Origin of the sequence: Streptomyces sp. NTH33 (genome assembly GCF_003236365.1) — a bacterium.
Taxonomy (GTDB): Bacteria; Actinomycetota; Actinomycetes; order Streptomycetales; family Streptomycetaceae; genus Streptomyces.
In genome coordinates this window covers 1-13,103 of the sequence record NZ_POTZ01000168.1, presented here as the reverse complement: position 1 = coordinate 13,103, position 13,103 = coordinate 1, and the positions used below count along the sequence as shown (strand labels likewise).

The following is a 13,103-nucleotide window of genomic DNA, read 5'->3' as shown; positions in this document are numbered from 1 at the left end:
GGCGCCTCGCCCAGCGCTGCAGCGTTTCGCGTTCGTCGTCGGTGAGAACCACATCGACCGTAGGCCGTCCCATTCGTGCCATGACCCCAGCATACTTATGGAACGAATCAAAGACTCAGGACACTAGACCGACGGCGAACATGTTCGCCACAGACCCGCGGCCGAAACGGTCGTCCCTCCCAACTCCCGCCAGTAGATTGCCTCTTGAGTGATCAACGGTCCGATCTGGAGGGCATCACGTGACCGAGAGCGCTGCCTTCGGCGAGCTGAGCAAGAGAATCAGGACGGATCAGCCGCACACGGCTCGTATCTGGAACTACTGGCTGGGCGGCAAGGACAACTACGAGGTCGATCAGCAGGTGGGAGACCAGATCCGCCGGCTGCACCCGGGGATCGGGGACTACGCCCGGGCGGACCGGAGGTTCCTGGGGCGGGCTGTACGGCACCTCGCGGGTGAGCAGGGCGTACGGCAGTTCCTCGACATCGGCACCGGGCTGCCCACCGCGGACAACACGCACCAGGTCGCCCAGCGTGTCGCGCCCGAGTCCCGCATCGTCTACGCCGACAACGACCCGATCGTCCTCGCCCACGCCGCCGCCCTGCTCGACAGCAGTCCCGAGGGCCGTACCGACTATCTCGACGAGGATCTGCGCGATGTCGACTCCCTTCTGGAGCAGGCCGCGCGCACCCTGGACCTGAGTGAGCCCGTGGCACTGATGCTCCTCGGCGTCGTCATCTTCATCGAGGACGATCAGGAGGCGTACGGGATCGTGCGGCGTTACATGGATCACCTGCCGAAGGGCAGCTTCCTGGTCCTGTCGCACACCGTCACGCGGCCGGACATGTCCGACGTCGACGCCGCGGTGGCTTTCTGGAACGAGCACGGCACCCCGAAACTGACCCAGCGCACCCCCGGCTCCGTCGCCCGGTTCTTCGACGGGCTGGAGGTGCTGACGCCTGGCGTGGTCTCCTGCAACCACTGGCGTCCCGACACCACCGAAGGCGAGCTGCCCGAGGTCGCCATGTTCGGCGGAGTGGGCCGCAAGAGCTGACCCTGGGACGACCACGGGCAGCACGCCCCGGCTCGGGGAGGTCCTGGCCCGCTTCAGCCCTTGAGGACGCCCAGCGGCACCAGACGGGCGACGAGGCGGCCCAGGCCGTTGTGTTCGCTCGCCCGGACGACGGCGTCGACGTCCTTGTACGCCTCGGGCGCCTCCTCGGTCACGCTGCGCCAGGAGACGGGGCGCACCGCGACCCCCGTACCGGCCAGCTCCTGGCGCAGCCGGTGGGCCGGCATCTCGCGGTGGGCGCGGTGGCGGCTCCAGACGCGGCCCGCGCCGTGGCAGCAGGAGTCGAAGGCGCGGTTGCCGGTGGTGCCGGTCATGACGTACGAGGCGGTGCCCATCGTGCCGGGCACGAACACCGGCTGGCCGAAGGGGCGCAGGCTGTCCGGCAGGTCGGGGTGGCCCGGCGGCAGGGCCCGGGTGGCGCCTTTGCGGTGGACGCACAGCAGTGGCCGGGCCGCGCCGTCGTCGGTGTGGCGTTCCAGTTTGGCGAGGTTGTGCGAGACGTCGTAGAGCAGGTCCAGGCCCGCGCCGGTGGTCTCGCGGAAGACGCCGCGGGCGGCGTCGGCCAGCAGCTGGCGGTTGGCGCGGGCGAAGTTCGCGGCCGCGGCCATCGCACCCAGGTAGGCGCGGCCCTCGGGCGAGTCGACGGGCGCGCATGCCAGCTGCGGGTCGGGTACGTCGATGCCGTACCGCCGCATCACGCTGTCCATGGCCCGCACGTGGTCGGCGCAGATCTGGTGGCCCAGCCCGCGTGACCCGCAGTGGATCATGACGCACACCAGGCCGGGGCGCAGGCCGAACGCCCGCGCGCACGTCTCGTCGTAGACCGCGTCGACCGCCTGGACCTCCAGGAAGTGGTTGGCCGACCCCAGGCTGCCGACCTGCCCGGCGCCGCGCTCCAGCGCGCGTTCGCTGATCCAGGTGGTATCGGCGTCGCCGACGGCTCCGCCGTCCTCGCACCGGTCCAGGTCGCGCGGCACCCCGTGGCCCTGCTCGACCGCGTACCGGGCGCCGCCGCGCAGGATCTCGTGCAGCTGTGCCCGGCCGGTCAGGTGCCACAGGCCGCCGCGCCCGAGCCCGCGCGGGATCAGTCCGTCCAGCCGGTCCATCAGCACGGGCAGCTTCCGCAGCAGGGCGGCGCGGTCCGTGTGCGCGGTGAGCAGGCGCACGCCGCAGGAGATGTCGAAGCCCACCCCTCCCGGCGAGACGACTCCGCCGCGGCCGACGTCGGTCGCGGCCACGCCGCCGATCGGGAAGCCGTAGCCCCAGTGGATGTCGGGCATGGCGTACGAGGCGCGGACGATGCCCGGGAGGGTGGCGACGTGGGCCACCTGGGCAAGGGCCTCGTCGCCGGGCTCGTCCGGCAGCAGCTCCCGCGGAGCGAGGACCACCCCGGGTACGCGCATGGCGCCGGTCCGTTCGATGCGGAACCGCCAGGGTCCCTCCGCCACCAGCCGGATGTCCATTTCGGTTCGGCCTCCTCGGCGAGCCGTTCCGGCGCGGGGCGCCGGGACTGGCATCACACGTCCAGCGTCACTCGACAGGCCCACCCGTGCGAGTCCTGGGCCAGCCGCAGTCCGTGCAGCGCGACGGCCTTGGGCACGGCCCCGGTCTGCGTGGCCGTCGAGCTGTCGACCATCCCGAACCGCACGCGTGCCCCGCCCGGCTCCGGCGTCACCCCGACGTCCGCAGGGAGCTCGTCCGCGGTGTCCATGCGGTAGATGACCTCATCGAGCACGGCGGCCAGGAGCAGGCCGTCGTCCTCGGCCGGCACCACGCACTCCCGGGTGACGCGGGAGGCACCCGCGGGCAGTTCGGCGAAGCTGCCGACCACGCCCCGCACCGCCTCGGCGATGCACTCCTCGCGTGTCGGCGCCCACGCCTCGACACGCAGATCACCGGTGTGCGGAACACTCCGATGACCGCGCGGCGACTGCCCGGGGCCGGTATCGGTCATGGCACCCGGACACCTTGTCCCGGCAGTGGCAGGCGGCGTACGGGCGGAGTCATGCGGCTCACCTCCGCGGATGTGGACTCGAGGAGCCGGAGGACTCCCTCCCTCTCCAGCATGAGCGCCGGCTGCCCGGCCGGCGATCTCGCACCGGCACGGTACGGAAGCACTCGGCGGAAGCACTCGACGGCCTTCTCGGCTCTCCGGCCCTCCGGCGCGCGAAGCCGTGGGCTCGAAGGTGTACTGGAGGTTGTCCTGGAGGTGGTGGCACGCTCACTCTCCGGTCATCGCACGGAAGGCAGCGGACATGAGGGAAGCCGCCTCTTCGCCCGAGGATCTCGTACGGGCCGTTCGAGCGGCCGGCATCGGCGACGAGCGCCTGCTCCGGGCCGTACGGGCGACGCCCCGGGAGGCGTTCGTCCCCACCGGCGACCGAACGCACGCCTACCAGGACGTGCCCGTTCCGATCGGGCACGGACAGGTGACCACGCAGCCCTCGCTGTCGGCCATGATGATCGAGGGCCTTGACCTGAGCGGGGACGAGCACGTCCTCGAGATCGGTACCGGGACCGGCTTCCAGACCGCGCTGCTGGCCCGGTCGGCCGCCGATGTCGTGACCATCGAGATGTGGCCGGACATCGCGCACCAGGCCCGGCGCAACCTCGCCCGTCAGGGCGTTCGGAACGTCGAGCTGCGCGTCGGGGACGGCAGCGGCGGCGTGCCGGACCGCGCTCCGTACGACGCGATCATCGTGTCCGCCGCGTTCCCCGAGGTCCCCGCCCCGCTGGCCGGGCAACTGCGCCTGGGCGGCCGCCTCGTACAGCCCATCGGACCGGGCGGCCGGGAGCAGGTCGTGTCCTTCCTGCGCACCGCGACGGGGCTGGAGCGCCGGCGGGTGGTCACGCCCGCTCACTTCGTCCGTCTGCGAGGACAGTACGGCTTCCCCTCGTGAGCCCGGCGGTCCGTCGCACCGCCGGCATTCCGGACGGCGCGCGGCGCCCGGACCGAGCGGTGGCTACGGGTCCGCGATGCGCACCACGGCGAGCGTGATGTTGTCGGGTCCACCGGCCTTGATGGCGGCCTTCCACAGTTCGAAGGCGGCCCGCCCGTCGTCGTACTCCCGCAGCACGCCGTCGAGGACGTCGTTCGGCAGCGGGTCGGTCAAGCCGTCGGTGCAGATCAGGTACCTGTCGCCGGGGGCGAGGGGAGCGGCCGTCACATGGGGGGTGATGGCGCGATGTCCCAGCGTGCCGCCGAGGGCCTGGGTCACGAGGGAGGTGGTGCGCTGCCCCGGCTCCGGCGGTGGGCTGTCGTCCACGCTGACCTGGAGCACTCCGTCCCGGGGCGCCCCGAAGACCCGGCTGTCGCCCACGTTGAACACCAGCAGCGACCGGGGCAGTACGACGGCGCCCGCGACGGTCGTGCCCATCGTGGCCAGTGCGCCGCCGCCTGCGCCCGCGGCCGCGTACACCTCGCGGTTGCAGGCGTGCAGCGCCGTGCGGACCTCGTCCTCATCGGTCAGACGAGGCCCGGTCGCGGCGAGTCGGCGGACGACCAGGGCACTGGCCACCTCACCGCCGGGCTGGCCACCGAGCCCGTCGGCGACCGCGACGACGAGCGGCGTACCGAGCGGGAACACCAGCGTCTGCGGGTTCTCGGTCACGGTGGAGCACAGGGTCCACGGCCCGGCGACCAGACTGTCCTCGTTCCGGTCGCGGATCAGTCCCGGATGGCTCAGCGCACTCACGGCGGCGTACGTCATCGGATGCCACCGCCTTCCTCACCCGGACCGATGAGACGCCGACCGACCGCCTTGAGGGCGGGTGCCCCGGCAGCACCACTCGGGTACGGCGGTCCTTCGGGATCAGCCTGCGTAGACGCGGTGGACGAACTCGGCGAGCTGGTCGTCGGTGAGGTGACGGGCGATGTCCGCCTCGCTGATCATGCCGATCATGCGCTTGTTCTCGATCACCGGAAGGCGCTTGATCCGGTGGTCCTCCATCTCGTGCAGGACGTCGGAGACGTCGGAGCCGGCGTCGATCCAGCGCGGCGTGCCCTCGCACAGGTCGCCGCACGTGACCTGCGCGGGATCGTGGCCTGAGGCGACGCACTTCACCACGATGTCACGGTCCGTGATGATGCCGCACATCCGGTCGTCGTGGTTCGGGTCGCTGACCGGCAGCGCCCCCACCTCGTGGTCCCTCATCATCTGCGCGGCGCGGTCCAGCGTCTCGGTGAGGGGAATCCACTGGGCTCCAGGGGTCATGATGTCTTTGGCAGTTGTCATCGTTCGGCTCTCCACTGTGTGGGCTCTCCGCTGTGTGCGGGCTCGGGCCCGGCCCTTGGCCGCCGCGCTCATGGGGGCGGGTCACGGCTTCGTCCGCGTTCATCACGGTGAAACAGGGTGTCCGGGCGGCAATCGTCCGCCCGCCGAACACGGAGCCTGGCCCAGTACGCCTGCGGCCACCGCCCTGACTCCAGTGTCCGACGAGAGGTCCGGGCCCGCACGTCGTCCTTCCCCGCCGGTTTCCCTGCCGGTTTCCCCGCCGGAATCGAATCGGCTCGGCCAGTGACCGCCGGATCGGACGACCCGCTCACATGGGGAACGACCACAGGCGCACCTCTCCGGTGGGCCAGTCGGCCCCGTCGTGCAGGGGCGTCCACATGGTCCGCAACGGCATGACCACGAATCCCTCGGGTTGTTCGACCTGGACGTCCTGTGCCAGCTCCCGCCAGCCGAGTCGCTCGTACAACGGGACAAGGGGCGCGCGGCAGAAGAGAAGCCCGTGCCGCGGTCCCAGCGTCCGCGCGTGGTCCAGAGCCGCCGTCACGACCAGCCGTGCGAGTCCGAGCCCACGCAGATCGGGAGCGACGGCCACTCCGCCGACGCCCACCACCTCCGTGCCGGCTCCCCCGATCGACATGGGCAGCCTCAGCAGGCCCGCGTGGGCCACGAGGCGCCCCTCCCGCCTGACGCCGAAATGGTCCTCCTTGGGCAGCCACGTCAGTCCAGCCTCCGCGACACCGAAGGGATCGGCGCCGTCACCGAGGATTTCGCTCTGCTCGGCTTTCGTGTACCGCGCCAGTCGTTCCACGGTCGGCGATGCGGGAGTTGAGTGATCCGTCATCCCATGATGATCCTCCCTGTGCCGGACCCTGGCCAGTGTCAGCCGATCCGACGGTCGAGACCGGCCAGCAGACCGGCTCCGATCTGAACCAGCGTCAGCAGCATCATGAAGACCAGCGGCATCCGCCAGCCGCCGGAGTACTGGTAGAGGGCACCGACGACGATGGGCCCCGGGATCGAGAGCAGGTATCCGAAGCCCTGCACGAACCCGGACAGGCCGGCGACGGTGAAACTGTCCCTGCCTCGCATGCCGATCATCGTCAGGGCCAGCGGGAAGGAGCAGTTGGCGACGCCGAGGAGCACGGCCCACAACCAGGGGGCGGTGGTGGGCGCTCCCCACAGTCCGGCGTAGCCGGCCAGACCGCACACGCCGATGGCGGCCGCGATCCCGCTCTGGTTGGGCAGCCGTCCGGCCACGGCGGACAGCGCGAAGGACAGGGGGACGCCGAGCAGCGAGGTCACGGAGAACAGCAGACCGGCGGTCCCGGCCGACAGACCCGTGTCCCGGAAGATCTGCGCCAGCCAGCCGATGATGATGTAGGCGGAACCGGCCTGGAGGCCGAAATAGGCGGTGAGTGCCCATGCGGTCGGGTCGCGAGAGATGCGGGGGCCTGCCGTCGCCCTCTGCTCCGACGCGCTCGCCCTGGGACCGACGGCCCGGTCGCGGCGACGGGCGAGGGCGAGCCAGGGCGGCACGGCCGTCGCGGCCAGCGCGGCCCAGGCCCCGAGTCCGTACCGCCAGTCGCCGCCGAACGCCTCGGTCAGCGGTACGGTGACGGCGGCGGCGGAGGACGCGCCGGCGTTCAGGGCCATGGAGTACAGCCCGGTCACCGCACCGACCCGATCCGGGAAGCGTTGCTTGACCACCACGGGCAGCAGCACGTTGGTGATGGCGATTCCGGCGAGCGCGAAGGCGCTGAGCGACACGAACAGGGCGGTGTCGGCGACGAGCGGGCGCAGGGCGATCCCCAGCGTCAGCACCAGGCCGCCGACCGCGATGGCGCCGCTCGGGCCGTAGCGACGGGCCAACCGTGGTGCCGCCGAACCGATCACCGCGAAGCAGGCGGCCGGGATCGACGTCAGCAGCCCGGCGACGGTGCCGCTCATGGCGAGCGAGTCGCGGACCTCTTGGAGCACCGGGCCGAGGCTGGTCACGGCCGGTCGCAGGTTCAGCGCGGCCAGGACGAGGGCCGCCACTGTCAGCCGGCGCATCCCCTTCGACACCCCGACGAGCGTGTCCTGGCCGGAGAGTGTGCTGTCTCGACTTGCCGGTTCACCGCTCGCCATGCCGCTCATGGTGACTCATGGGATGACTCTGGAACGCGTCCGTCGCGAAGTGCTGTCCGACCAGGTGATCGCCCGGCTGCGGAGGAAGATCACGTCTGGGGCGTGGTCTGTGGGGACACGCATCCCCAGCGAGCCGGAGCTGGTCGAGCAGCTCGGAGTGGCGCGCAACACGGTGCGTGAGGCCGTCCGGGCCCTCGCGCACACCGGGCTGCTGGACATCCGGCACGGCTCGGGCACCTATGTACGGGCGACCAGCGAGCTGGCCGGGGTGATGCGCGGCCGCTTCGCCGAGGCCGCCGCCGAGGACGTGATCGAGGTGCGCGGCGCCCTGGAAGCACGGGCGGCGCGGCTGGCCGCCGGCCGGCGCACCCCGGACGACCTGCAGCGGCTCGACGCGGCGCTGGCCCAGCGGGAGCAGGCGTGGTCATCCGGCGACCGGCTCGCCTTCGTGAACGCGGATGCCGCGTTCCACCTGGCCGTGGTGGCCGCGTCCCACAACATGGTGCTGGCCGAACTGCACGCGGACCTCGGCGAGGTGATCCGCGAGGCACTGCTGGACCACTTCCGCGACGCGTTGCGTCCCGAGCAGTACCAGGACCACGCACGGCTCGTGGAGGCGATCCGTGCCCGCGACGGCGACCGGGCCGCGTACGAGGCCGGTTCCTACACCGCGGGATGCGTTCCGTGGCCGGGCCCGGCGCTTCCGCATGATGCCCGCCCGCATGGCGGCAGTGGTCGCACAGACGTGCGGGATGACTCCTGACCGACGGTACGACGGTTGCGGGAAGGTGGTCGACCACGGGCGTCGGCCGCGTCGGCCCGGTGCCGGTGATTCCCCCAGTGCGTGTTCCGGCCGAGCTGAGCAGGCCAGTGGCCGAAGCCGCCGACGGCCCGGTCCACCAGGCGGTCGCAAAGGCGGAGTCCGGCAGCGCGAGCAACTGCCCTGTCCCCAGGTCGTGGGGACGGACGATGCCGGAGACCGCCGGATCGGCATCGGGCGACTTCGCGTTCACCTTGACCGTGAGGGCGGGGACGCCTGCACGGCGAGAGCCGCGGCAAAGCCTTGGCGCAGCCCCTGCCCGAGAGGCAACGCCGAAGGGGCTCAGTCCGTGGCGAGGTCGTCCGGAGCGGACCGGGCGAGGTCGGCCAGGACGGCAAGAGCCCGGGAAAGAGTGCTGGAACTGGGTGAGGCCAGGCCCAGGCGGACGGCGTTCGGCACCCGATGGCGGCCGACGGAGAACGCCGCGGCCGGGGTCACCCCGATGCCGTGCCGTGCGGCGGCGGCGACGAAGGTGTCGGCGCGCCAGGGAGGAGGCAGTTCCCACCAGCGATAGTACGAGCGGGGATCGCCCCGGGTCACGAAGTCACCGAGGTGACGCTGGGCGAGCTCCTGCCGCTGCCCGGCCTGTCGTCGCTTGGCCCGCACGATCGCCGGTACGCTGCCGTCCGCCTGCCACTGGGACATCGCCTCCAGCGCGAAACGCATGGGGTTCCAGCCTCCCGAACGCAGGGAGACCGAGACGCCGTTCGCGACGGCCTCCGGAGCCACCACGATCCCGAGGGAGAGTCCCGGGGAGAGCCGTTTGGACAGGCTGTCCACGAGGACCGTCCGTCCGGGCGCGCGGGACGCGAGCGGCGGCGGACCCTCGCAGAGGAAGGACCAGACACCGTCCTCGATCGCGTGGATCCCCAGCTCCGTCAGCACGTGCGCCAGCCGGTCCAGCCGCTCCTCGGGCATGGTGAGCGACAGCGGGTTGTGCAGGGCCGGCTGAACGTAGACCGCGTGCAGCGGACCGGCGCGGTGCGCCTCCTCGACGGCCTCGGGGACCAGCCCCGCCTCGTCCATGGCCAGCGGCACCAGAGTGACCCCGAGCCGGGCGGCGATGGCCTTCAGCACCGGGTAGGTCAGCTCCTCGACGCCCAGCCGCGTGCCCGGCGGCGCCAGCGCGGCGACGACGGCCGAGATCGCCTGCCGACCGCTTCCCGCGAACAGCACGCGTGCCGGATCGGGGCGCCAGCCGCCGCGCGTCAGCAGACCGGCCGCGGCGTCGCGTGCGGCGGGCGTGCCGACCGGGTCGGCCGGCCGCAGGGCGGCCTCCAGGAGATCGGGGCGCAGCAGCCGGCCCAGTCCGGCGGCGAGCAGCTCGGCCTGTTCGGGTACCACCGGGTAGTTGAGCTCCAGATCCACCCGGCCGTCGGAGGGGTCGGCCGGGGAGTGGGCAGGAGCACCGGGAGCGGCGCACACGAAGGTGCCACGGCCCACTTCGCCTACGGTGAGGCCCCGGCGGGCGAGTTCCCGGTAGACGCGGGTGGCGGTGGAGGCGGCGATGCCGTGCTGCCGGGCGAAGTCCCGCTGGGGCGGAAGCCGGTCGCCCGCCCCGAGTCGGCCCGCCCTGATCTCCTCGGCCACCGCGTCGGCGACACTCCGGTAGTTCTTCACGATGCCCTCCTCCCGAGCACACCGTATCCGAAGAGCCGTATTGCATCGAGTGCAATGATGGATTGCCCCTCTTATTGAACCGATCGTGGATCCAAAATACACTCGCCCTCGCTCCGAGCGTGACACGCGTGGTTCGGGGGAGCACTCAGCAGCGCCGGAGAACACTCCGCGGAGAAGGCGGTCACACCACGGTGAACATCACGGCACGCACGTCACTCGGCCCACCTCGCCCTCCGCTGCGCCGGTGCAGCCGTTGTGTCCTCACCTTCCGACCCTGCGGCCGGCACAAGGCCTCGGACCTGCTCCTGGGGCACGGGGGGCGCCGGCAGCGAGTGCTGACCGGCCCCGGGACCACGCAGCGCCACCGCGACGAGGACGTCCGGCGGGCCGCCGAGACCCCGGTCGAGGTCTTACGCGGCGGCCGCAGGCACGACTCGACCGCAGGGGCGGCCCACCGGCAGAACGAGAAGGAAGCAGCGGGCGGCCATGGTTGAGGCAAGTGGAGTCGTCGGCGTCGCACTGGTGGCTCTGGGGATGGTGCTCACACCCGGCCCGAACATGATCTATCTCGTCTCCCGGAGCATCGCCCAGGGACGGCGAGCAGGCGTCATGTCCCTGGGGGGTGTCGCCGTCGGTTTCCTGGTCTATCTGGTGGTCACCAACCTCGGCCTGTCGGTCGTCTTCATCGTGGTGCCCGAGCTGTACGTCGCTGTGAAGCTGGCCGGCGCCGCCTACCTCGGCTGTCTCGCCTGGAACGCGCTGAAGCCGGGTGGCATCTCCGTCTTCACTCCTCAGGAGATCCCGTCCGAATCCCCGCGCAGGCTGTTCACGATGGGTCTGATGACGAATCTCCTCAACCCGAAGATCGCCATCATGTATCTCTCGCTCATCCCGCAGTTCGTCGACCCGGAGGCGAGCAACGTGCTGCTCCAGGGCATCCTGCTGGGCTCCGTCCAGATCGTGGTGGCCCTCACCGTCAACCTGGCCATCGTGCTGGCGGCCGGGACCGTCTCCGGCTTCCTCGCCCGCCGCCCCTCCTGGCTGAAGGTGCAGCGCTACCTGATGGGAACGGCGCTCGGCACCCTGGCCGTCTCGCTCGCCGTCGACACCTCGACGCCAACCGCTCCGCGCTGACCCCGGCCGGCCGCGGTGCGGGCGGTGGTCCCCGGGCGGATCCAGCAGGCCACAGCCCGTACTCTGCGATGCCGCGACCTCCGAACCGACTTCAGGTGGCTCCGAAAGTTTCGATGAGGTGCGCGAAAGTGTCCGGAACTTCCGCCGTGTGAAGCCGCAGGTAAGGGCTGACGTGGTCGAATTCCGTCTGCTTGTCCGGATGTGCCGGCCCTTGCGCGTGTCGGTAGCAGTGGCAGAACGGCCACTCCGAAGCGATTCGATCCCGGGCATTGTCATGCGCGGATCCCATTCTTACGCTTGGGAGCGCTCCCAAATCCGGCCTGGTGCCCTGCGGTCAGCGAAACATTCGAACCGGAAGTCCCGTGCTTCCGCCCGGTCGCCGTGCTCGCGGCGGCACCCCTCCCCACCGCGCGTCTTCCTCCGGAGGTCCCCCATGCGCTTCCCTCGCCACCGATGTCGGCCCCGGGCGTGGGCAGCCGCGGCCCTGGTGGCCGCCGCGAGCCTGACCACCCCTTCCCTCACCGCGCAGGCGGGCGCCGCCGACGGACACATCGCTGCCGCGAGGGTGCAGGCCGCCGTCGAGGACGACGGCGCCGGCTGCCCGGTGCCCACCCCGGGCTCTTCGCCGGCCAACCCCTTGCTTCCCGATCCCTTCAAGAGGGTGAACGGTACGCGCATCTCCGCCACGTCCGACTGGCGGTGCCGGCGCGCGGAGATCAGAGAGCTGGCACAGAGGTCCGTCTACGGCCAGAAGCCCGCGAAGCCCGCCGGTGTCACCGGGACGGTCTCGTCGACCGGCATCACGGTGAACGTGACGGACCAGGGCAGGAGCGCGAGCTTCTCGGCGAGCGTGAGTCTGCCGAGTGGCTCCGGTCCCTTCCCGGCCGTCGTCGTCCTGGGCGGACTCGGCGCGGACACGGCCACCATCAAGGCCTCCGGCGTCGCCGTCATCAACTACGACCCCTACACGGTGGGACGTGAGGGCACGGCGCGGAACAACAAGCAGGGGGCCTTCTACAGCGTCTACGGCTCATCGAGCAGCACAGGCCTGCTGATGGCCTGGTCCTGGGGCGTGAGCCGCATCATCGACGTCATCGAGCAGTCGGGCGGCAACATCCTCAAGGCGAGCGCGACCGGCGTCACGGGATGCTCACGGTTCGGCAAGGGCGCCATCGTGGCCGGCGCCTTCGATCAGCGCATCGCTCTGACCATGCCGATCGAGTCGGGCAGCGGTGGCGTTCCCGTCCTCCGGGGGATTCCGGGGGAGAGCGGCGCCCAGCCGCTGAGCAGTGCCTACTCGGAGCAGCCCTGGCTGGGCGACGCGTTCGGCTCCTACACGGGCAACCCGAACACCCTGCCGGTGGACACCCATGAAATCGTGGGCATGGTCGCGCCGCGCGGACTGTTCGTCATGGAGAACCCCCACATCGACTGGCTGGCCGCCAGGTCGGGGAGCGTGGCGGCGCTGGGCGGAGCCGAGGTCTACAAGGCGCTCGGCGCGGGGAGCAACATCACCTACTGGTCCGACGTCCAGGACGGGACCCACTGTGCCGTCAGGTCCGAGTGGAGGACCCCGTTGCAGCAGAACATCCAGAAGTTCCTGCTGGGCACGGGCAGCGGCTCCGGCGTGTTCAGGATCGCCGCCGGCAAGTCCGGCAACCTGTCCGCGTGGAGGGACTGGCAGACACCGGCCCTGTCCGACGGCGGGGGCGGCACCGGAGGCGACCCGGGCGGTGACCCGGGGGCGACCCGGGCGGCGGTGGCACGAACGGCACCTGCACCGCCGGCTACCGCAACGTCAACAGCTGGCCCGGCGGCTTCCAGGGCGAAGTGACGGTCCGCAACAACGGCACCACCACGCTCAACGGCTGGACCGTCGGCATGACCCTGGCCTCCGGCCAGTCCATCAGCAGCCTCTGGGACGGAGTGAACACCGGGACCAGCGGATCCGTCACGGTGCGCAACACGCCGTACAACGGCACCCTCGCCGCCAACGGCACCGCCACCTTCGGCTTCACCGCCACCGGCAGCTCCGCGACCGCGCCCGGCAACATCACCTGCAAGAGCCCCTGACTCCCGTACACATCCCCTGATCCC

13 protein-coding genes are annotated in these 13,103 nt (G+C 71.4%); 6 read left to right on the top strand and 7 right to left on the bottom strand.

The window, feature by feature from the left end:
• Window positions 1-239 precede the first annotated feature (239 nt).
• Window positions 240-1,052, top strand: coding sequence for an SAM-dependent methyltransferase (locus C1I97_RS17710; protein ID WP_111004192.1), 813 nt, complete (start codon window positions 240-242; stop codon window positions 1,050-1,052).
• Window positions 1,053-1,105: 53 nt separating this feature from the next.
• Here the strand turns inward: C1I97_RS17710 and C1I97_RS17705 are convergent, their stop codons facing one another.
• Both C1I97_RS17705 and C1I97_RS17700 read right to left on the bottom strand, forming a co-directional pair.
• Window positions 1,106-2,533, bottom strand: coding sequence for an RtcB family protein (locus tag C1I97_RS17705; RefSeq protein ID WP_111004191.1), 1,428 nt, complete (start codon window positions 2,531-2,533; stop codon window positions 1,106-1,108).
• Between the two features lie 53 nt (window positions 2,534-2,586).
• Entirely contained in the window at window positions 2,587-3,024 is a 438-nt protein-coding gene (locus tag C1I97_RS17700; protein ID WP_111004190.1) for an archease, read from the bottom strand.
• A gap of 301 nt (window positions 3,025-3,325) precedes the next feature.
• On the opposite strand from C1I97_RS17700, the gene C1I97_RS17695 reads away from it, so the two are divergent.
• Entirely contained in the window at window positions 3,326-3,970 is a 645-nt protein-coding gene (locus tag C1I97_RS17695) for a protein-L-isoaspartate(D-aspartate) O-methyltransferase (RefSeq protein WP_111004189.1), read from the top strand.
• 63 nt (window positions 3,971-4,033) lie between these two features.
• Here C1I97_RS17695 and C1I97_RS17690 read toward each other — a convergent pair whose 3' ends face one another.
• The 4 genes from C1I97_RS17690 to C1I97_RS17675 form a co-directional block, all read right to left on the bottom strand.
• Window positions 4,034-4,780: a PP2C family protein-serine/threonine phosphatase gene (locus C1I97_RS17690; RefSeq protein WP_111004188.1), complete on the bottom strand. Its 747-nt coding sequence runs from the start codon at window positions 4,778-4,780 to the stop codon at window positions 4,034-4,036.
• A gap of 102 nt (window positions 4,781-4,882) precedes the next feature.
• Window positions 4,883-5,305 carry a CBS domain-containing protein gene (locus C1I97_RS17685; protein ID WP_111004187.1) on the bottom strand — a complete coding sequence of 141 codons (423 nt, stop codon included), beginning with the start codon at window positions 5,303-5,305 and terminating at the stop codon, window positions 4,883-4,885.
• 307 nt (window positions 5,306-5,612) lie between these two features.
• Window positions 5,613-6,146: a GNAT family N-acetyltransferase gene (locus C1I97_RS17680; RefSeq protein ID WP_111004186.1), complete on the bottom strand. Its 534-nt coding sequence runs from the start codon at window positions 6,144-6,146 to the stop codon at window positions 5,613-5,615.
• A 38-nt stretch (window positions 6,147-6,184) separates the two neighbouring features.
• Complete coding sequence (locus C1I97_RS17675) at window positions 6,185-7,441, bottom strand: CynX/NimT family MFS transporter (RefSeq protein ID WP_111004185.1); 1,257 nt, start codon at window positions 7,439-7,441, stop codon at window positions 6,185-6,187.
• A 13-nt stretch (window positions 7,442-7,454) separates the two neighbouring features.
• Here C1I97_RS17675 and C1I97_RS17670 point away from each other — a divergent pair, with 13 nt between their 5' ends.
• A complete protein-coding gene (locus tag C1I97_RS17670; RefSeq protein ID WP_111004184.1) occupies window positions 7,455-8,195 on the top strand; it encodes a FadR/GntR family transcriptional regulator in 741 nt (246 codons plus the stop codon).
• Between the two features lie 339 nt (window positions 8,196-8,534).
• Here C1I97_RS17670 and C1I97_RS17660 read toward each other — a convergent pair whose 3' ends face one another.
• On the bottom strand, window positions 8,535-9,872 hold the full coding sequence (locus C1I97_RS17660; protein WP_111004183.1) for an aminotransferase-like domain-containing protein: 1,338 nt from the start codon (window positions 9,870-9,872) through the stop codon (window positions 8,535-8,537).
• Between the two features lie 486 nt (window positions 9,873-10,358).
• On the opposite strand from C1I97_RS17660, the gene C1I97_RS17655 reads away from it, so the two are divergent.
• The 3 genes from C1I97_RS17655 (at window position 10,359) to C1I97_RS40665 (ending at window position 13,079) form a co-directional block, all read left to right on the top strand.
• Window positions 10,359-11,006, top strand: coding sequence for a LysE family translocator (locus C1I97_RS17655; protein WP_111004182.1), 648 nt, complete (start codon window positions 10,359-10,361; stop codon window positions 11,004-11,006).
• Window positions 11,007-11,439: 433 nt separating this feature from the next.
• Window positions 11,440-12,840, top strand: a complete 1,401-nt coding sequence (locus tag C1I97_RS17650; protein ID WP_258382612.1) for a glucuronyl esterase domain-containing protein — start codon at window positions 11,440-11,442, stop codon at window positions 12,838-12,840.
• Entirely contained in the window at window positions 12,837-13,079 is a 243-nt protein-coding gene (locus tag C1I97_RS40665; protein WP_258382611.1) for a cellulose binding domain-containing protein, read from the top strand. Before C1I97_RS17650 ends, C1I97_RS40665 begins: the two co-directional genes overlap by 4 nt.
• The last annotated feature ends 24 nt before the right edge of the window (window positions 13,080-13,103 follow it).

Bases quoted from the DNA above. Each gene is read 5' to 3' on its own strand.
- C1I97_RS17705 (WP_111004191.1), bottom strand. From the start codon at position 2,533: ATGGACATCCGGCTGGTGGCGGAGGGACCCTGGCGGTTCCGCATCGAA.
- C1I97_RS17700 (WP_111004190.1), bottom strand. From the start codon at position 3,024: ATGACCGATACCGGCCCCGGGCAGTCGCCGCGCGGTCATCGGAGTGTT.
- C1I97_RS17695 (WP_111004189.1), top strand. From the start codon at position 3,326: ATGAGGGAAGCCGCCTCTTCGCCCGAGGATCTCGTACGGGCCGTTCGA.
- C1I97_RS17690 (WP_111004188.1), bottom strand. From the start codon at position 4,780: ATGACGTACGCCGCCGTGAGTGCGCTGAGCCATCCGGGACTGATCCGC.
- C1I97_RS17685 (WP_111004187.1), bottom strand. From the start codon at position 5,305: ATGACAACTGCCAAAGACATCATGACCCCTGGAGCCCAGTGGATTCCC.
- C1I97_RS17680 (WP_111004186.1), bottom strand. From the start codon at position 6,146: ATGACGGATCACTCAACTCCCGCATCGCCGACCGTGGAACGACTGGCG.
- C1I97_RS17675 (WP_111004185.1), bottom strand. From the start codon at position 7,441: ATGAGCGGCATGGCGAGCGGTGAACCGGCAAGTCGAGACAGCACACTC.
- C1I97_RS17670 (WP_111004184.1), top strand. From the start codon at position 7,455: ATGACTCTGGAACGCGTCCGTCGCGAAGTGCTGTCCGACCAGGTGATC.
- C1I97_RS17655 (WP_111004182.1), top strand. From the start codon at position 10,359: ATGGTTGAGGCAAGTGGAGTCGTCGGCGTCGCACTGGTGGCTCTGGGG.
- C1I97_RS17650 (WP_258382612.1), top strand. From the start codon at position 11,440: ATGCGCTTCCCTCGCCACCGATGTCGGCCCCGGGCGTGGGCAGCCGCG.